This window comes from Streptomyces sp. NPDC001508, assembly GCF_040298665.1.
Taxonomy (GTDB): Bacteria; Actinomycetota; Actinomycetes; order Streptomycetales; family Streptomycetaceae; genus Streptomyces.
Genome location: NZ_JBEPAP010000036.1, coordinates 15,455 through 32,086 on the forward strand (window position 1 = coordinate 15,455; position 16,632 = coordinate 32,086).

The following is a 16,632-nucleotide window of genomic DNA, read 5'->3' on the forward strand; positions in this document are numbered from 1 at the left end:
GGCGGTCGCCGCGAGGGCGGCGGGTGCCAGAGGCCGGTCGCCCGTGGCGGCACGGGCGACGACCATCAGGGGCCCGTTCGACGACCATCAGGGGCTCGTTGTGGCCGGGGCCGAAGGCGTACGCGGTTGCGAGGGCGGACTGCTTGTGCCGCACCGTACGTGATACCCAACGCCGGTTGCCCGCGGATGCGCGGTGGTGGGCCGCTGGCGCGGCGTGCGGCGGACCTTGGCGGAGCAGACCCGTTCCTTGACGTCATCGGCATCGCCGGCTTCGCGCTGCCCGGCACCACGCACTCCACCCGCGCACGCTTCATCGCCCTCCTCTTCGACGCGGTCACCCCCGTCGGCGCAACCCGGCTGCCCCCGCCGCTCCCGGAGGAGAACGACTTCCAGACGGCGCTCGGCAACGTCACCCGGACCTGACCGGCACAGCCGACGCGCGCTGCGATCCGGGCGGTGGCCGGTTCGCGATCCGAACAGGGGAGCAGTTGTTCCCTGGAACAGGTGATCGTCACCCATGTGGTGGTCGTGGCCGCCGCGACGGAACGAAACTAACGGTGTGCGAGCGAAGGGCTGCAGACCGTAGCTGACGCACAGGTCCCACACGACAGCTACACCGCTAGGAGCAGTACGACATGAACCTTCTCACCGACGTCCTCGCCGGCCTCATCCACTTCATCGGCTGGCTGGTCTGACGTCCGAGGACGTCCGCGGAAGCACACAGCGGCGCCGTCTCCCCGTCCCCGGGAGGCGGCGCCGTCCCGTTCTCGGACGGGGCCCGTTCAGGACGGGGCGGGAGTGTCCCGGGGGACGTCGAGCGCCGGGGGCGCGCAGTCGGGGCAGGCGTAGACCTCGATGTCGAGGACATGGGCGCCGTCCTGGCCGCGCGCCACGCCGGCGGACACGGCACCGGTCACCTTGAGCAGGCTCTTGCCGCACCAGCAGCAGGCCCACCCCGAGTACTGGGCGTAGGTCAGCGAGGCGACGGGCGGCGGCTCTTGCCGCGCGGTCATGGCCGCTCGGCGAGCGGGAGCAGCCGGTGGGCCGTACGGCACGGACGACAGGCGAACAGGGCTCCGCCCGCGCACGGGCCGGAGCCCGCCTCCACGGCGTGGATCAGCCGGATGCCGTCGGCGAGCCGCCTGCACCAGGAGCACAGGCCGCGCCTGCCGGTGTCCTCGTCGTACTGCGCTTCGGTACAGATGGCCATCGCCGCACCTCCGGTTGGTCGGGCATACGCGGTGTGTGTGCTCGTCGCCGAGGCGGACCGCAACCAGATGTTACCCACGGTACATGGGTGATCCACCGACAGTCCGCGGTTTCTCGGGGCTGGTGGCGGAGGTGGGCCTCGACGGGGGATCAGCTTCCCGATGAATGAGGCGTGTTACGGGTTCTGCGTAGTCGACCGGCCCTTTCTCCAAGGGAATGGCTCCGTGGATCTTCAAGGCAATGGCTCCGTGGAACGGTGGGCGGCCGGGATTCCTCAGACGTGGAAGCGGTGGCCGCGCAAGGCCACCGGTGCGGGCGGTCGGGCCGAATTGCGGCGTCGCGGTGGCTCTCGTCACGACGCTTCTGGCGGGCCTGCTGGGCGCCACGGGCTCGCGGCCGGCCTGACCTGTACGAACACCCGGACCGTGGCCGGTCAGACGCTCGCCACCACCGGCGCGATTTCCGATGTTGCAGGCGCCCTGTCGGCGTACCGATCGGGACCGTATTCCGGAGACGCGCTGGACGATCTCTACAACACCGGGGGACCGGCGACGCCAACCAGATGGTTACCGGAATTGTGAACACCGAGCACGGCGCATTCGTCTCGTTCCGGTTCTCGTGCTCGGTGAGTTTTACCGGCGCCCCGGTTCCGCTCCAGAGGCTGGTCGTCGCCGAGGCGACACGTTCCTGCGGCTTCGTATCGCCGACGACGAGAGGGGCGTCGCGTCGCCCACCGGGTTCACCCCGTCGGGTGAGGTCGAGGACCACACGCTGAACGTCGCCCTGCCGGGGCTCTCCATCGAGAAAGCCCGTCCGTCCCTGGCCCCGTCACCGACGACGGGGCTCCGGCACCGTGCGCGAATTTGCGAAAAGTAATTCGTGGTGAGGCGGAAGCCCTGAATGCGGTGCGCATGCAGGGCTTCCGCCTCATTAGTTCTATGGAGGCATTTATCACCACGTGTTGACGTATTGGCTTACGAATTTTTACGGTATTGCTCACCGAGTGTCACCAAAGGTTGAAACAAGCAGTGCCCGCACTGCCGCAGCAGAGGATTCATGAGCGACGCAACCCCGCACCCTCCCCCCGACGACCAGCACTCCGCCGAAGCCGGCGACGCCGAACTCATCGCCTTAACCCGCGCCGGAGACAGCACGGCCTACGAAGTGCTCTACGCGCGCCACCGCCAGGCCGCCGTCGCCTGCGCCAAGCACTACTCCTCCCGCGAGGCGGACGTCGACGACCTGGTCGCCGAGGGCTTCGCCAACGTTCTGGACACGATCCGCAAGGGATCGGGCCCCACCGAGTTCTTCCGCGGCTATCTCCTGCGGGCGATCCGGCACAGCGCCTTCCGCAGCACCCGACAGCAGCGCCGAACGGTGCTCACCGACATATGAGATTCGAGCGCGCTGGTCGAACCCGTCAGGGACGACGCGACGGAGGCGTTCGACAGCGAGGCGGTCAGCTGGGCGTTCCGGTCCCTGCCCGAGCGCTGGCAGACGGTGCTGTGGCACACCGAAGTGGAGGGCGAGACACCGGCGGCCGTCGCGCCGGTACTCGGACTGCGGCCCAACAGCGTCTCGGCGCTGGCCTATCGGGCGCGTGAAGGTCTGCGCATGGCCTATATCCAGGCCCACATCAGCACCGCGTCCGACAAGGCGTGCCGCAGGCATACCGCCAAGCTCGGCGCGTACACCCGGGGCAGGCTCAGCAGGACGGAGACCGGCCTCGTACGGGAGCACCTGGAGAACTGCGAGCGCTGCAAGGGTCTTTACCTGGAACTGGCCGACGTCTCGTCCTCGATGCGGGCGTTCGTCGCCCCGCTGATCCTCGGCCCTGTCGCGTCCGCCCTGCCGGCGCACGCCCAGGGGCCCGCCACCGCGCAGGGCGCCGGTCACACCCCTCGCCCCCGTGTGCGGCGCAGGGGCAAGGGGATGAGCGGCAGGACGCCGGCCGTGGTGGTTGCGGCCGGCGTCGTGGTGGCCGCGGGCGCGCTCGCCCTCGCGCTGACGGGTCTTCACCGGGCGGGCGACGAGGGCCCCTACAGCGCGTCGGCCGGGCTGCCTCCGGTGCCCGCGCCACCGCCCATGTCGTCCGCGTCTTCCGGCGCCCTGCCCCTTGATCCGGTCTTCGGCACGGACTCCACCACCGGGTGGCCCCCGGCGGGTCCGGTGCCCAACGCGTCCGCCGCCACGGTGCCGGCCGACGGCGCACCGGGGGAACCGCGCGCGGGCCGCAGCCCCTCGCCCACGCACTCCGCTGGGGCACCCGCCCCCGTCGCGTCGGCATCCGCGTCACCGGATGCAGAACCGTCAGGCACACCTACCCCGTGGGAAAGCCCGAGCCCGTCGGGGAGTTCGAGCCCGTCGGAAAGCCCGAACTCGTCGTCAAGCCCGACCACGCCGGGAGACCCGCCCCTGTCGGAAAGCCCGGGCCCGTCGGGGAGCCCGACCCCGTCGGAAAGCCCGAGCGTGTCGGAAAGCCCGGTCCCCTCGGTGGGTTCGAGCCCGTCGGGAAGCCCGAGCCCGTCGGAAAGCTCGACCCCGTCGGGGAGTGCGAGCCCGTCGGAAAGCCCGAACTCGTCGTCAAGCCCGACCACGCCGGGAGACCCGCCCCTGTCGGAAAGCCCGAGCGTGTCGGAAAGCCCGGCTCCGTCGGTGAGTTTGAGCCCGTCGGGAAGTCCGAGCCCGTCGGAAAGCTCGACCCCCATCGCTTCGGACACCCCCGCCCCCACCCCCATCGACACCCCCACCGGGTCCAAGTCGGCGAGCCCGTCGGAGAGTTCCGAGCCGTCCGCGTCCCCCACGGCCACGGGCAGTCCGACACCCGGGACGTCCACCGAGCCGGACGACCCCGCTTCCGGCAGACCAGGCGTGCCGGGCGATCCCGCCGAGGGACCGAGCCCCGCCCCGTCCGCATCGGTGCCCGGCGGCCCACCCGACGACTGCCACTGGCACCGGCACGACTGCCACTGGCACTGGAACTGGCTCGACTGCCGCTGTCCGCCCCTCGTCCTCTCCGGGCCGGCCGCGATCCTGTCGGTGTTCGCGTGGTACGGCTTCCACTTCCCCAACTGATCGAACCCCAGGGGAACATCGCGATCGCCCCGGCCGCCGCCGTGACACCACGGCGGCCGGGACGTTTCTCTCCATGAGGCGTCACCGCCCCGACTACCGCCGCTCGCCCGCGTCATGAGTGGCTGACTCGTGTCTCAGGTGGGTGACCGAGCGGCGCACACGGCCGCACGACCACCAGGAGACAGCGTGATCGCCACCGTCATCGACGCGGCCTGCCCGTGCCGCTCCGTGGTGCGGCCGGTGCCCTCGTCGTCCTCGCCCGCCTCGAACACCGGAGGAATCGCATGACAGCCCCGCCCGACACCCGCCGACCGCAGCAGACGCCGGTCGAGTTCCGCGGACGGAGCAGAACAGCCGTGAACCGCCTGTCCGGCCTCCTGCACACCGCGTACGGCGCGCTGTTCGGGTGGCTCGCCTGGTGCGCCGCGCAGTCCGCCCGCAACCACGCCCCCTGGGCATGCGCCGCGTTCGTCGCCGGCTCCTGCTTCGTCCTCGTCGCCGTGATCCGTGAGGGTGACCTCGCGGACGCCCGGCGCCGCGAGGCCGTACGGGCCCGACGCGACGCCCGTCGGCACCCCGCCGACGCCAGTGCCGCCGCGGCGGCCGTCGCCCTCGCCGGCTGGTGCTGCACCGCGTGGGCGGCCACCGCCGGCGCGGAGCACGATCCGACCTGCCGGAACCGAGACCCACGAGGCAAGACCGCGTGACCGGCTCGTCCACCGACTCCCGGGAGGCGGGCGGCACATCCGTGACCGCGCCCGCCGTCCCGGCCGCCCGCCGTCCCGCCTGCCGTCCCAGCCGCCCGCCGTCCCGGCCGCCCGCCGCCGTCACCGGGGTAGTGCACCGCCGGACCGGGTCAGGACGTGCAGGCCCCGCTCAGCGCGGATGCGCAGGTAGCCGTGCTGGTAGGCGAGTGCCACGGCATGGGCCCGGCGGCGGGCCTGCATGACGCCGAGAATGCGGCGGATATGGGTCTTGACGGTGTTCACCGTCACATACAGCTCACCGGCGATCTCCTCGTTGCTCTTGCCCGCGGCGATGTGCCGCAGTACCTCCTGACAGCGGTCACTGAGGACGATCGACTCCCGGGGTTCGGGCGAGAGGTTCGTCAGCCAGCCGCGTTCGTACCCCATGGCGACCATCTCGGCACGCTCGTTGGTCCCGAGACCCTTGCCCAGCCGGGAGACGTGCCGCTGGACCGTGGGCCAGGCGACATGGAGATGGTTGGCGATCTCGGCATTCGTGTGGCCGCGTGCGATACCCGACAGGACCTGGATCTGCCTGCCGCTGGGCTTGAAAACCCGCCCATGGGCCGTTCGCACGATGGTCTCCGGATCGCTGATGGTCACGGTCTTCCTTTCCTGCCGTCTCGTCGCGTCCCTGCGTGGTGATCGCCCCCGTGGTGACGCCCCCTCCGGGGGACGGTCGAAGGGGGCTGCCTAGACCAGAGCCCCCAGCCCCGCCGTCATGACGCGCCCACGAGGAGCCGTTCGCGTCATGCCTACGGCCGCCCTGTCTCAGGACTTCCGAAGCCTCCGGCTCTCCGGAGGACGGGATGCGCCGCACGGGGAGGACGAGGAGCCGATGACCGAGCCCAGGAGATCCGTCAGGGGCGAGGCCGGGAACGGCCGGCGCGGCGGACTCGGCTGGGCCACCACCCGGGGCAGGACACCGGCGGTCCCGGACCAGGCCGGGGCCGGACAGGACACCGTACGGCTGCTGCGCCTCGGCCGGGACCCGTTCGCGCACACCCTGTCCACGGGGGCCCCGGTCCTCCCCGCGCTCGCGCCCGAGACGGCCGACCTGGTCCACCGCGCCAGACTCGGCGAATGCGGCGCCGTCCACCGGCTGTGCGCGCGGGCGATGCGTCCGGCCGCGAGGATCGTCAGGCGCTACCTCGGGCCCACCGAGAAGGACGCGATGGAGGACGTGCTCTTCCACGCCTGCCGGCGGGCGGTCCACGCGTTGCAGCAGACCGCCCCGGGCGACCGGACCTTCGACTTCCAGCGGGAGGTGAGGATCGGGGTCCGGCTGGTCGCCAGTGATCATGTGCTGCGCCGTGAGGCCATGGGCGGCCTGCGGCACGTCGAGGAGACGCTGCTCGCGTACGATGTCCTGGCCTCGCTCCCCTCGCACCACGCGGATGTGCTGTGGGCGGTCGGCGTCGAAGGCGAACCGGCCGGGCGATACACGCCCCGGCTGCTGCGGGCCGGCCAGGACGCCCTGGTCGACGCGTATCTGTGGCGGGGGCTGCGCCGCACCGGGCCCGTGGAGGGCCGGGGTGACCACCTGTCGTATCTGACGGCCGCCTCGTACGTGCGCTACGAACTGACGGACGCCCAGATGGCCGAAGCCCACACCCATCTGGCCGGTTGCGCGCTGTGCAGGCTGCTGACCGCGGAGGCCGAGGTCCCCGGGACCAGCCTGCCCGCGGAGCTGACCAGATCGGGAACCGCCGCCCGACGCGCACCGGGGCGGGTCTGGGCGCGATGGCGCGGCAGCGCGACGGGACGCGCCGACCCCCCACCCCACGTCCTCAGACGATGACGGCCCGGCCCGGGCGGCGGACCCCTGACCCGGCTGCCGGGATGCCGCCACGGCGACGCCGGTTGCCGTGAGACACCCGCCCCCGGTGTTGGCGTGCCTGCCTCAGCGGTAGCCGGCCAGGCCGTCCGCGAGTTCTGCTTCGTCGCCGTCGCGGACTGCGCAGAGGGCTTGTTGCAGGGCGAATGTGCCGCGGATCGCGGCGATACGGGTAAGGAGTCCGTGGTTCGACCAGTTGCCCAGGGCGAGCACCCGCTCCAGGAACTCATGGCCGTAGCCGGCACCGATGGCTGCGAGGTCCTCGGCCGGGTCGCTGAGTGTGACATCGTCCCAGTCGAGTACGCCGGAGAGGCGCGGCAGGCCGTGCGTCCACTCCCACAGGACGTTTTCCGGACCGAGGTCGCCATGCACCACTGCCCGGGTGACCTGGGGAAGGCTGTCGAGTGCGACGAGTTCCCGCTCGGCCCGTAGGCGCCCGCCGTCGGACATGAGCCGGAACAACTCCGCGCGCAGGTTCTCCGCGAACCGCCGCCAGCGGTCTTCCGCAGCCTCAGGGAGAACCGCTCGTACCGTCTCGTCGGTGCCGGCACGGGCCAGAGCGGACAGCAGCGTGGCGTACTGCGCCGCCACGGTGTCGACCACCTGGGCATCGTTGAGCGCGTCGGTCTCCAGCGGTTCTTCGGGAATGCGACTCAGTACCAGGAACGGCACCTCGCCGGTGCCGTGGGCGCCGCCCTGGAACAGCGGCTCAGCCGTCATCACGGACGCCGCGTCGTACTCGGACATCGTCTTCGGCCTGTTCGCCATCTGCGGCTACCGGTTCTCGCCGAGGATCGCGGTCATCTCCGATGCCCGGCTGTGGCGTACGCACGCCGCGGCCGACTACGGTCCGCTCCAGCCGGTCTCGCACCACACCATCCGGCTGGACCGGATACGCGCGCAGCGGGGCGACATGCTCTGCGTGGTCGGCTCGCTGACCCTGGGAGAGGTCCGCGGGCACGACCTGATCCGGGGCTCGGGATCGTGGGTTCCCATCGTGAACGCACCGCTCCCACCATTTCGGAACGATCCGTCCCGTACACCGCGGTTTCGGTCGCCGAACGGTCCTCGTCCGCTTGGGACTTCGGTTGTGAAGATGTGGGCCTTCTACGACGACGGCAGGACCTGGCAGCCGCTGCGGGCGGCGGCCACCGCGGACGCCGGGCGGTACCGCGTCGCGTTCACCGCCCCCGCCAAGGGCTCCTCCGGTTACCCAGATGCCCCGGTCCCGGTCCCGCTGCCGGCTACGGGGGCATCTGGGCCCGCCACCGCACACCCGGCGCGGTGGTGGGCGTCATGAGGCGGTTCTGTGGGTGGCTCTGTTCGTGGTGTACGGGACGGGCGACGGTTCGCCGGGCCGGGCCAGTGGGTGTCTGGCGGGTATCGCGGACAGGGGCGGCCGGGGGTCGTTGGCCGGCGGACCCGCGGTCGCACGGGGTGGGCTCGGTGTCGCGTCGGGGGTTCGTACCAGCATCATGGCGTGGGTGAGGGTGGCCGCGCGGACGCACACCGCGCAGTCGGGTGTGTAGACGGGGTGGGCCCAGCAGGGGCTCCATGCCTGGCGAAGGGCGCGTAGCACCTGCTTGCGGTCGTGTGTCCACACCGGGTCGGCGTTCTCCGGCAGATAGCCCCGTTCGATGGCCGCTATGACCGCCCGCGCGCGGCTCTTGACGCCGAAGGCCGCGTAGACGGCTCGTAGGTGGGTGTGCACGGTGGCCCGGCCTATGCCGAGTGTGTGGGCGATCTGGTCCGCCGTGGCACCGTTCAGCATGTGCCGCAGTACTTCTTCCTGACGCGGAGTGAGGACGTGCGATGGCTGCGCCGAGGGCGCCGAGGGCGCCGAGGGCGCCGAGGACGTCGAGGGCGGCGTAGGCAGTGTGGGCGGTGTGGGCGATGTCATGGCTGGGACCTCTCTCGTGGGGCGGGGACCGGTGGCGTCGGGCGCGGGCGGCGTCCGGAGACAGACACCGGCCCGCGCCTTGACCGACAGTTCCGCATCCACGGAACGCCCCGCACGCTCATCCTTCAACCGTGGCTTCCTCTTCACCGGGTCGCCCGGTCGCGTTGACCGGTCTCGGCCTAACGAGACGCCACCGCACGACTCATGACGCGCACAGATCGTGGATCTGTGTGACGTGCATCACGGAAGACGGGGTGGGGCCGGGCCCGGTCCCAGCGGTGCCCCGGCGGCCGACCGAGACGCCTGAACCGTCCTCCTGGGCGTCGCCCCCCGAAGCCGTACCCGACGTGGCTGCGTGGCGTGCGTGGCAGCGGTGGCCCAGGTGACAGGCATGGCCGCAGCTGGCGTGGCGGTTGCGACTGAGGTGTCAGAAAGTGGCCGGCGCGGCTGATGATCCCGAAAGTGGCAGACGCGGCTGGCGTGGCATGGCACGCCTCGCGTGGCGGGCGCGGGGTCGCTCTACCGGCGGTAGAGTGCCCTCATGGGAGAGCAGGACACCAGTATCAAGACGACCAAGGCCGTCCGTGACCGCCTCAGGACCTTGGCCAGCGAACGCAAGACCACCATGAACGACCTCCTGGCCGAACTGGTGCGGCGGGAGCTGACCGAACAGGAAAGGGAACAGCGCGCGCAGCAGGCGCTGGAGGAGATCCGCCGGACGACCGGGGTGACCGTCTCGGCCGACGCGCGCTCCCGTGCCCGCGCCTTCCTCCAGCGTCTCGGACAGGAACGGCACGCCGAGTGATCCGCGTCCTGCTCGACCACACCTGCGTCCACGCCCTCGCCGAAGGCGACGAATTCCTCAACGGCCTGTACGTCGAGGCCAGTTACGGATACGCCGAGATCGTGATCCCGGCCCTGTCCGCCACGGTCGCCGAGCGCGAGAAACCCGGCGCGGGCCAGCACATCCTCAGCCGCCGATTCACCACCGTCGCCGACTTCACCCACGCGCACGCCCTGGTGGCCGGGACCTGGCGGCAGGCGGACTGGCGGATTCTGCACCCCGCGGCCACCCTGCTCGTCGGCCGACAGGCCGGCGACGACGCCACGCTGCTCTCCCTGGACCCCGACCTCTACCTGGGCACCGGAGTCACCCCGCTCAACCCCCTGAGCCCGTAGAACACCACGCCGGGCGGCGAGAGAAGTCGGTGATCTTTCGCCTGCCCCCAGAGGCACATAAAATAGGGCAACAAAGTCATCTCGGTATTTAGGGGATAGTCTCAATCTGCCACCGCATGCAGGAAATCATGATCCATTGAGTAAGCAGGAGACGAGTTGGCACCTGCGACAGCCAGAACGGGGAGCCACCCCCAGGAGTCGGGGCCGGGCTTCCCCGTTGATGCGAATGACTCGCATATGTCAGATATTGCGCTGCGGGGCGCAAAGGCGCTGACGCTGGTTTGCCGTGCCATGGAATGTGTGGGCTCCTTCTTGCACTGGTGTGATCCCGATGACCGTCGGCTGCGCCCGGTCGCGGCCTGCGGGGTGCCCTCGCAGAACGCGGAGGCGTGGGCGAGTCTCTCCGATGAGCAGGATGTGGCGCCGGTGCTCGCCATGCGGCGCGATGGCTATGTCTGGGTGGCCGGGGACAGCCTGGGCCTCGGGGCGGCCGGCACGGCAGCGGTGCCCCTCCCCGGTACCGATGGGCCGATCGGTGCGCTCTCCGTGATCACGGCAGAGTGCGAGCCGGACGAGGTGCAGCGATCGTTTCTGCGGGCCATGGCGAGCTGGGTCGCCGCCCGCCTGGAGGATGTGCCCGGCGCACCGCCCGCCCACGTGTCGAAGGCCGGCACCGAGCGGACGGTCCTGATGGGCAAGCTGACCGCGGCGCTCGCCGAGGCCCTCACCTCCGAAGAGGTCGTGCAGGCCGTCGCGGCCCACGTCCTGCCCCCGTTCGGCGCCGACGGGCTCATCGTCTGGGTGATGGAAAGCGGCCGGCATCGTGTGGTCGGCTCCGCCGGATACACGCAGGACTTCGTCCGTCTGCTGGACGGGATCCCGCTGGCCGACTACCCCGTGGCCGCCGACGTCCTGAAGGCTCGTAGTCCCTGGTTCGTGGAATCAGTCGCCGACTATTGTCGGCGCTATCCGATGCTCGCGGATGTGGCGGCGGCATCCCAGAAACAGTCATGGGCGTTCCTGCCCATGATCGCTTCCGGGCACGCCGTCGGCGTGTGCGTCATTTCCTTCACCGGGCCGCATTCCTTCGACGACGAGGAGCGCGCGCTGCTGACCGCCTTTTGCGGTCTGGTCGGACAGGCGCTGGAGCGGGCCCGTTTGTACGACGTGGAGCACGCCCGGGCACAAGCACTGCAGCGCAGCTTGCTTCCCCGGACGCTGCCCCGCCTGCCTGCCGTCACCGCCGCCGCCCGCTACCTGCCCGCGGGCAGGGGCGAGCACATCGGCGGCGACTGGTACGACGTGATCCCGCTGCCCGCCGACAGGGTCGCCATGGTGATCGGCGACGTCATGGGGCACGGCATCCCCGAAGCGGCCACCATGGGTCAGCTGCGTACCGCGGTGCGCACCCTCGCCGACCTGGACATGCCTCCCGACGAGCTGCTCAGCCGACTCAACGACCTGGTCAGCGACCTGGGCGATGACTGGTACGCCACCTGCCTGTACGCCGTCTTCGACCCGATCACCCGGATATGCTCGTTCTCCCTGGCCGGTCATCCCCCGCCGGTCGTCGTCCATCCTGACGGCGCCGTCGACATACCCCACCTGACCGCCGACCCGCCCCTGGGTGCCGCCGAGCCACCATTTGAAATACACCAGTTCCTGCTGCCCGAGGAGAGCCTGCTGGTCCTGTGCACGGACGGTCTCGTCGAAACCCCCGACCAGGGTCTCGACCAGGGGCTGGCCCGGCTCCAGCAACTCCTCGCCCAGCGTGCGGCGCCCGTCTTCACGGCGCGGGACGAGGCCGACAGCATCCGACATCTCGACGACCTGTGCGACACGGTGATCTCGGCTCTGCTGCCCCAGCATGGCCGGACGATCGATGACGCGGTGCTGCTGATCGCCCGCATACGGGCCATGAACGCCGGTAACGTCGCCACCTGCGTCCTCCCGGAGGATCCCCGCGCAGCCGGACAGGCCCGGGCATTCGTCCGCGAGCGACTGGACGCCTGGGGCCTGGACGAACTGACGATCACCACCGAGCTGCTCGCCAGCGAGCTGATCGGCAACGTGATCCGGCACGCCGAGGGTCCCATCCGCCTGCGCCTGCTGAACAGCCACTCCCTGACCTGCGAGGTCTACGACGGCAGCCTCAGTACCCCGCGCATCCGGCACGCCGCCTACACCGATGAGGGCGGCCGCGGCCTGCAACTCGTCTCCGCCCTCTCCCGACGCTGGGGCGCCCGCTATCTGCGCGACGGCAAATGCATCTGGACGGAGCAGGACATCCCGCACCGTGTCACCTGAGAGCGGCCCGGGTTCGTCCTGCCGCCTCGGCCCTCGTGGTGCCCGCGTCTCCGCACGGACGCCGCGCCCCGCGCGACCGTGGCGTGCGGCCGCTCTCCGCGATCGTACGGACCTGCGCCACCTGCCCGGCCGGCACCGGGACACTCGGCAGCCGCACTCGGTTCCGGCGAGTGCGGCACGGTGGCAATGGTGCCGCTCGGTGTTCTGCTCCTACCGCCCCGAGCGCGGCATCCGTACGACCGCCGTTCCCGCGGTCAGATCCACCGTCGTCCTGTTCGGCGGGGCCCCGTCATCCTCGTTGTCCGGCATGACCAGGGACGACTGCCGCTCCTTCAGCTCGTGCTGCTTGCCCGGGGAAAGGCTCGCATGCAGTTGTTCGAATCCGGTCGCCGATATCTGCCCCTGACGTACGCTGTTCCGCCACGGCAGCGCTCCGGCCCGCCCCGCGCGCAACAGCAGCTGGTCGACGAAGGCCAGCAGGGTCAGCACGATGACCAGCCCGGGCAGGGTCATGAAGAAGACGAATTCCATCTCCCCAGTATCCAGGCCGAGTCCGCGGACAGTCACCCCCGCGGTGGCACACGCTCTAGGTTCCTTGCCTCCGCTGCCGACGATCAGCTCGGTGATCCGTTCTTCATCCAGCCTTTGCCCGCACGATCGGCCCGCGAGCGCTACCGTGCCCGAGCCGTCAGCGACCGCACCGGGGGCCGATGTCAGTCGAGCCGCAGCGCCCCGCACCGCCGTCGCTTGGCTGCGGGACTTTCGCCGGTTTCTTTGCAAGTCCCTGACGGGCCCGGAGCGGTGGCAGTATGCCGTGGCGTGTGACCTATCCGCCGGGGCCTCGTCCGCGCTGCCCGGCGCGGTCCACGACATCGGATACGCACGTGCCGTCGGCGTACCGCCCCTGCTCAGGACGCCGAAGAGCGGTGGCCGCGGCGGAAGTCGCCGGGGGCGGTGCCGGTGTGGCGGGTGAAGAACTTGCCGAAGTTGGTGGGCTCCGAGAAGCCGAGGCGGCGCGCGATGAGGGCGACGGGCTGGTCGCTGTGGGCGAGCAGCCGCTGAGCCTCCAGGGCGACGCGGGTGTCGATGACCTGCTTGACGGTGTGGCCGGTGGCGGCGAGACAGGCGCGGGTGAGGGTCCTGACGGTGTACCCGAGATGGCCGGCGTAGTCCTCGGCGCGACGGGTGGCGGCATAGGAGCGTTCCAGCTCGGCGCGGAAGCGGGCGTAGATCTCGCCACCGGCGTCCGGGTCGGTGTGCGCGCCGTGCTGGGGCAACCGGGCGATGTGCAGCAGCAGGGTGGCGAGTTCGAGCTGGAGGATGTCAGGGGAGACGGTACCGGGCCGCCGGGTGAACTCGGCACGTAGCTGGCCCAGCAGCGTGGAGACGGCGGCGTAGTCGCGGTCGGTGCCGAGCTGCCGGCAGACGGGCCCGTGCCACTCGTCCAGGAGACGGGCGGTGCTCGTGAGGTGGGCGGGGAAGGCGGAGGTGAACAGCAGGTGCGGGCCGTTCATCGTGCCGGGGCGGCCGAAGCGCTGGACCTGGCCGGGGCGGATCCACAGCAGTGTGCCGGGGCGGCACGGGTAGCTGACGAAGTCGACGGTGTGCTCCCCGCTCCCGTCGGTGATCAGTGTGATGGTGTGGAAGCCGACACGGTGAACGCGTTCGAGACTGCCGTCGGCCATGCGTGTGTGCAGGGCGGCCAGGTCGGTGACCTCGAAGCCGGAGACCGGTGCGGTGGGCGGGTTGAACCCGAATCCCGGGATCGGGCCGTCACCCGTCCGGTCCCCGTCGGCGATGTGTCGCATCGGCACTATGACCCCAGTGTTGTCCGTTTTCGACCATCAAGGGTCTTCAGCGTATCTCGCCTGCCGGGTCTGCCGGAGTGAGAGTGGAGGGGCACGGGCAGCCGGACGGAGGTCGCCCGCCTGGTAGGAAGCGGTCACCATGCACGGCACTGTCACGGTCGTCGACAAGGGCGCGGTTCGCGTCCACAGCTATATGGCCCCTGACGACAGTCTCAATGTCACCACCCAGCTGATCGAGACCCCGGCCCGTGTCATCGCCGTGGACGCCCAGTACGCGCTGGCCTACGCCGACGAAGTCGTCGCCCACGCCCAGGGCCTGGGCAAGCCGATCGACCGGCTGATCGTCACCCATGCCCACCCCGACCATTTCCACGGCGCCGCCCGCTTCGGCGCCCCCGTGCACGCGCTTCCCGCCGTACGCGCCCAGATCGCCGCCCAGGGCGCCGTCCAGGACCCGACCGGCATTCTCATCCCGGTCGCCGACATCACTCCGACCGTCGAGATCACCCCGGGCACCGAGGTCATCGATGGGGTGCCCTTCGTCTTCGAGGCCGTCACGGGCGGGGAAGCCGCCGACGAACTCGTGATCAAGCTGCCCGAGCAGGGCGTGCTGGTCGCCCAGGACCTCGTTTACCACGGCATCCACCTGTTCCTCGGCAACAACGACATCGCCGGCTGGCAGCGGGCCGTGGAGCAGCTGGCCGCCGACTCGTCCTACGACACGATCCTGGCCGGACACGGCCTGCCCGCCGGCCCGGAGGTGTACGAGGGACTGCGCCGCTACCTGGCCGACGCACGCGAACTGCTCGGCGACGACGGGGAGGCGTACAAGAAGGCGATCCTGGAGCGCTATCCGCCGCACGGCGGACCGTTCCTGATTGACATCGGCAACCAGTACCTCTTCGGCGCGCAGGGCGCCTGAACCCGCACCCCAAGGAGTAGGAACATGAGCAGGATCGTTGTCTTCGGAGCCGCCGGGAAGGCCGGCTCCCGCGTCGTCGCCGAGGCGGCCGCCCGTGGTCACGAGGTCACCGCCGTCGCCCGTGACGCGGCACGACTCGGCCCTCTCCCCGACGGTGCGCGTGCGGTGGCGGGCGATGTCACCGACGCCGAGACGGTCGCCGCTCTGGCCCAGGAAGCCGACGCGCTGGTGCTGACCGTCGGCAGTCCCGAGGCGCGGCTGTACACCGAGGCGGTGGCCACCGTCGCCGAGGCCGTCCGCGCCCTCGGCCCGAAGGGGCCGCGCATCCTCCACATGGGCGGCGGCGCCAGCCTGCTGAACGACGACGGTGTGCGCTTCTTCGACGCGCCGGACTTCCCGGAGGAGTTCAAGCCTTACGCGATCGGCCAGATCCAGGCCCTCGACGCCTACCTGGCACTCGGTGACGACGTGACCTGGACGTATGTCTCCCCGCCCCCGGTGCACTTCGCCCCCGGCGAGCGCACCGGCCGCTACCGCACCAGCCTCGACCGCCCGGTCGTCGGTGAGGACGGGCAGGCCCGCGTCTCCTACGAGGACTACGCTCTCGCCCTCGTCGACGAGATCGAGAACCCCCGGCACCTCGACCGCCGCTTCACCGTCGGATACTGACCCACCGAGACTGGCCTCCGTTTCCGTCGGACGACAGGAACGGCACGGGGAATGCCATGGGCCGCCATTCCTGTACCCCGGCGCCTGCCCGGCGGCACCCGCCGCGTCCCCTTCCCGCCCCCGAGCGCCGGGCCGCCCTCCGGGGGAGGCTGCCCGCGGGCGAGCGTCTCTACCGTGTGCACAGACCCGGCCGACGACGGTTCTGAAGAGGTGTCGAACGTCGCCGAACGGGTCCGCCGCGCGGTCCTCACTCGCATCGAACCGGACGACCTGCTGACCGTCCACCCGGCCCACGCGTAACCGGAGAACACACCGGAGGGCCAACGCGCCTCCGTCAACGTCGGCTCCAACGCGCCTCCGCCAACGCGCCTCCGTCAACGTCGGCTCCAACGCGCCTCCGCCAACGCGCCACCGCCAACGTCGGCTCCACCTTGCCTCCGTAGACGCCGCCGCCAGCGCGCCGCGCACTGCGGCGCCCCGCGAGGAGTCCAGGCCCATCGGCGCTCACGACCCGCATCGTGCCGTGATCACGTCCGTCATCGCGTCATGAGACGTCGCCGGTTCTCGTCCGCTGAGTGCCGGCCGGCAAGGCGTCCACACGCTCCCCGGTGGGACCGCGTGCCCGGTGTGACACTCCTCGGCGACGCCGCTCACCTGATGCCGCCCTCCGGCGACGGCGCGAACCTGGCGATGTTCGACGGCGCCGAACTCGGCAAGGCGATCGCCGCGCACCCCGACGACATCGAAGCGGCGCTCACCGCCTACGAAGAGGCACTGTTCCCGCGCAGCACGGCCTTCTACGCCGACGCGTACAAAGTCCTGGACCTCTGCCTCGGCGACCGCGCACCGCACGGCCTCATCGACTTCTTCAACAGCGCTCCCCAGGGGCAGCAGAACACAGAGGAACGGCCCTGACCCATATCGCCGCCGCTCCCGGCGGGACACGGAGCGGGGCGACCGGTGGGCGAGGACAGGAACAG

At 70.9% G+C, this 16,632-nt stretch carries 20 protein-coding genes and 4 pseudogenes; 15 read left to right on the plus strand and 9 right to left on the minus strand.

Going from position 1 to position 16,632, the window contains the following annotated elements:
- Positions 1–159 precede the first annotated feature (159 nt).
- Entirely contained in the window at positions 160–423 is a 264-nt protein-coding gene (locus tag ABT245_RS27730; protein ID WP_351738247.1) for a hypothetical protein, read from the plus strand.
- A gap of 359 nt (positions 424–782) precedes the next feature.
- On the opposite strand, the gene ABT245_RS27735 is transcribed toward ABT245_RS27730, so the two are convergent.
- Together ABT245_RS27735 and ABT245_RS27740 are read right to left on the minus strand one after the other, a co-directional pair.
- Complete coding sequence (locus ABT245_RS27735; protein WP_351738250.1) at positions 783–1,013, minus strand: hypothetical protein; 231 nt, start codon at positions 1,011–1,013, stop codon at positions 783–785.
- On the minus strand, positions 1,010–1,210 hold the full coding sequence (locus ABT245_RS27740; RefSeq protein ID WP_351738253.1) for a hypothetical protein: 201 nt from the start codon (positions 1,208–1,210) through the stop codon (positions 1,010–1,012). The genes ABT245_RS27735 and ABT245_RS27740 overlap by 4 nt, the downstream gene beginning before the upstream one ends.
- 160 nt (positions 1,211–1,370) lie before the next feature.
- Here ABT245_RS27740 and ABT245_RS27745 point away from each other — a divergent pair.
- The 3 genes and pseudogenes from ABT245_RS27745 to ABT245_RS27755 form a co-directional block, all read left to right on the plus strand.
- Positions 1,371–1,984: pseudogene (locus ABT245_RS27745) on the plus strand (CshA/CshB family fibrillar adhesin-related protein).
- Positions 1,985–2,265: 281 nt separating this feature from the next.
- Positions 2,266–2,604, plus strand: a complete 339-nt coding sequence (locus ABT245_RS27750) for an RNA polymerase sigma factor (protein ID WP_351738256.1) — start codon at positions 2,266–2,268, stop codon at positions 2,602–2,604.
- A 219-nt stretch (positions 2,605–2,823) separates the two neighbouring features.
- Positions 2,824–2,958, plus strand: a pseudogene (locus tag ABT245_RS27755) (hypothetical protein); the annotation flags it as partial.
- Positions 2,959–3,248: 290 nt separating this feature from the next.
- Here the strand turns inward: ABT245_RS27755 and ABT245_RS27760 are convergent.
- The gene (locus tag ABT245_RS27760; protein ID WP_351738419.1) at positions 3,249–3,968 is read right to left on the minus strand and encodes a hypothetical protein; all 720 of its coding nucleotides are present in this window, start codon (positions 3,966–3,968) and stop codon (positions 3,249–3,251) included.
- A 112-nt stretch (positions 3,969–4,080) separates the two neighbouring features.
- On the opposite strand from ABT245_RS27760, the gene ABT245_RS27765 reads away from it, so the two are divergent.
- Positions 4,081–4,284 (plus strand): hypothetical protein, encoded by a 204-nt coding sequence (locus ABT245_RS27765; protein WP_351738422.1) that lies wholly within the window; start codon positions 4,081–4,083, stop codon positions 4,282–4,284.
- Positions 4,285–4,418: 134 nt separating this feature from the next.
- On the opposite strand, the gene ABT245_RS27770 is transcribed toward ABT245_RS27765, so the two are convergent.
- Positions 4,419–4,556, minus strand: a complete 138-nt coding sequence (locus ABT245_RS27770; protein WP_351738259.1) for a hypothetical protein — start codon at positions 4,554–4,556, stop codon at positions 4,419–4,421.
- Between the two features lie 12 nt (positions 4,557–4,568).
- Between ABT245_RS27770 and ABT245_RS27775 the strand changes: the two genes are divergently transcribed.
- Positions 4,569–4,991: a hypothetical protein gene (locus ABT245_RS27775; RefSeq protein ID WP_351738262.1), complete on the plus strand. Its 423-nt coding sequence runs from the start codon at positions 4,569–4,571 to the stop codon at positions 4,989–4,991.
- A 120-nt stretch (positions 4,992–5,111) separates the two neighbouring features.
- On the opposite strand, the gene ABT245_RS27780 is transcribed toward ABT245_RS27775, so the two are convergent.
- Positions 5,112–5,633: a response regulator transcription factor gene (locus ABT245_RS27780; RefSeq protein ID WP_351738264.1), complete on the minus strand. Its 522-nt coding sequence runs from the start codon at positions 5,631–5,633 to the stop codon at positions 5,112–5,114.
- Between the two features lie 235 nt (positions 5,634–5,868).
- On the opposite strand from ABT245_RS27780, the gene ABT245_RS27785 reads away from it, so the two are divergent.
- On the plus strand, positions 5,869–6,831 hold the full coding sequence (locus ABT245_RS27785; RefSeq protein WP_351738267.1) for a hypothetical protein: 963 nt from the start codon (positions 5,869–5,871) through the stop codon (positions 6,829–6,831).
- 102 nt (positions 6,832–6,933) lie between these two features.
- On the opposite strand, the pseudogene ABT245_RS27790 reads toward ABT245_RS27785, so the two are convergent.
- Positions 6,934–7,584 (minus strand): annotated as a pseudogene (locus ABT245_RS27790) (phosphotransferase family protein); the annotation flags it as partial.
- On the opposite strand from ABT245_RS27790, the gene ABT245_RS27795 reads away from it, so the two are divergent.
- Positions 7,514–8,167 (plus strand): Tn3 family transposase, encoded by a 654-nt coding sequence (locus ABT245_RS27795; RefSeq protein WP_351738270.1) that lies wholly within the window; start codon positions 7,514–7,516, stop codon positions 8,165–8,167. The pseudogene ABT245_RS27790 and the gene ABT245_RS27795 sit on opposite strands and share 71 nt — an antisense overlap.
- Here the strand turns inward: ABT245_RS27795 and ABT245_RS27800 are convergent.
- Positions 8,162–8,767, minus strand: a complete 606-nt coding sequence (locus tag ABT245_RS27800) for a response regulator transcription factor (protein ID WP_351738273.1) — start codon at positions 8,765–8,767, stop codon at positions 8,162–8,164. The genes ABT245_RS27795 and ABT245_RS27800 overlap by 6 nt on opposite strands.
- A gap of 541 nt (positions 8,768–9,308) precedes the next feature.
- On the opposite strand from ABT245_RS27800, the gene ABT245_RS27805 reads away from it, so the two are divergent.
- The 3 genes from ABT245_RS27805 (at position 9,309) to ABT245_RS27815 (ending at position 12,253) form a co-directional block, all read left to right on the plus strand.
- A complete protein-coding gene (locus ABT245_RS27805) occupies positions 9,309–9,572 on the plus strand; it encodes a YlcI/YnfO family protein (RefSeq protein ID WP_351738276.1) in 264 nt (87 codons plus the stop codon).
- A complete protein-coding gene (locus tag ABT245_RS27810; RefSeq protein ID WP_351738279.1) occupies positions 9,569–9,946 on the plus strand; it encodes a PIN domain-containing protein in 378 nt (125 codons plus the stop codon). The genes ABT245_RS27805 and ABT245_RS27810 overlap by 4 nt, the downstream gene beginning before the upstream one ends.
- A gap of 291 nt (positions 9,947–10,237) precedes the next feature.
- Positions 10,238–12,253: an ATP-binding SpoIIE family protein phosphatase gene (locus ABT245_RS27815; RefSeq protein WP_502982206.1), complete on the plus strand. Its 2,016-nt coding sequence runs from the start codon at positions 10,238–10,240 to the stop codon at positions 12,251–12,253.
- Positions 12,254–12,463: 210 nt separating this feature from the next.
- On the opposite strand, the gene ABT245_RS27820 is transcribed toward ABT245_RS27815, so the two are convergent.
- Together ABT245_RS27820 and ABT245_RS27825 are read right to left on the minus strand one after the other, a co-directional pair.
- Positions 12,464–12,784, minus strand: a complete 321-nt coding sequence (locus ABT245_RS27820; RefSeq protein ID WP_351738285.1) for a DUF6191 domain-containing protein — start codon at positions 12,782–12,784, stop codon at positions 12,464–12,466.
- A 377-nt stretch (positions 12,785–13,161) separates the two neighbouring features.
- Positions 13,162–14,061 carry a helix-turn-helix domain-containing protein gene (locus tag ABT245_RS27825; RefSeq protein WP_351738288.1) on the minus strand — a complete coding sequence of 300 codons (900 nt, stop codon included), beginning with the start codon at positions 14,059–14,061 and terminating at the stop codon, positions 13,162–13,164.
- 139 nt (positions 14,062–14,200) lie between these two features.
- On the opposite strand from ABT245_RS27825, the gene ABT245_RS27830 reads away from it, so the two are divergent.
- The 4 genes and pseudogenes from ABT245_RS27830 to ABT245_RS27845 all read left to right on the plus strand — a co-directional run.
- Positions 14,201–14,983, plus strand: coding sequence for an MBL fold metallo-hydrolase (locus ABT245_RS27830; RefSeq protein ID WP_351738291.1), 783 nt, complete (start codon positions 14,201–14,203; stop codon positions 14,981–14,983).
- A gap of 24 nt (positions 14,984–15,007) precedes the next feature.
- The gene (locus ABT245_RS27835; RefSeq protein ID WP_351738294.1) at positions 15,008–15,652 is read left to right on the plus strand and encodes an NAD(P)-dependent oxidoreductase; all 645 of its coding nucleotides are present in this window, start codon (positions 15,008–15,010) and stop codon (positions 15,650–15,652) included.
- A 174-nt stretch (positions 15,653–15,826) separates the two neighbouring features.
- Positions 15,827–15,952 (plus strand): hypothetical protein, encoded by a 126-nt coding sequence (locus tag ABT245_RS27840; protein ID WP_351738297.1) that lies wholly within the window; start codon positions 15,827–15,829, stop codon positions 15,950–15,952.
- A gap of 294 nt (positions 15,953–16,246) precedes the next feature.
- Positions 16,247–16,567: pseudogene (locus ABT245_RS27845) on the plus strand (FAD-dependent oxidoreductase); the annotation flags it as partial.
- Positions 16,568–16,632 lie beyond the last annotated feature (65 nt).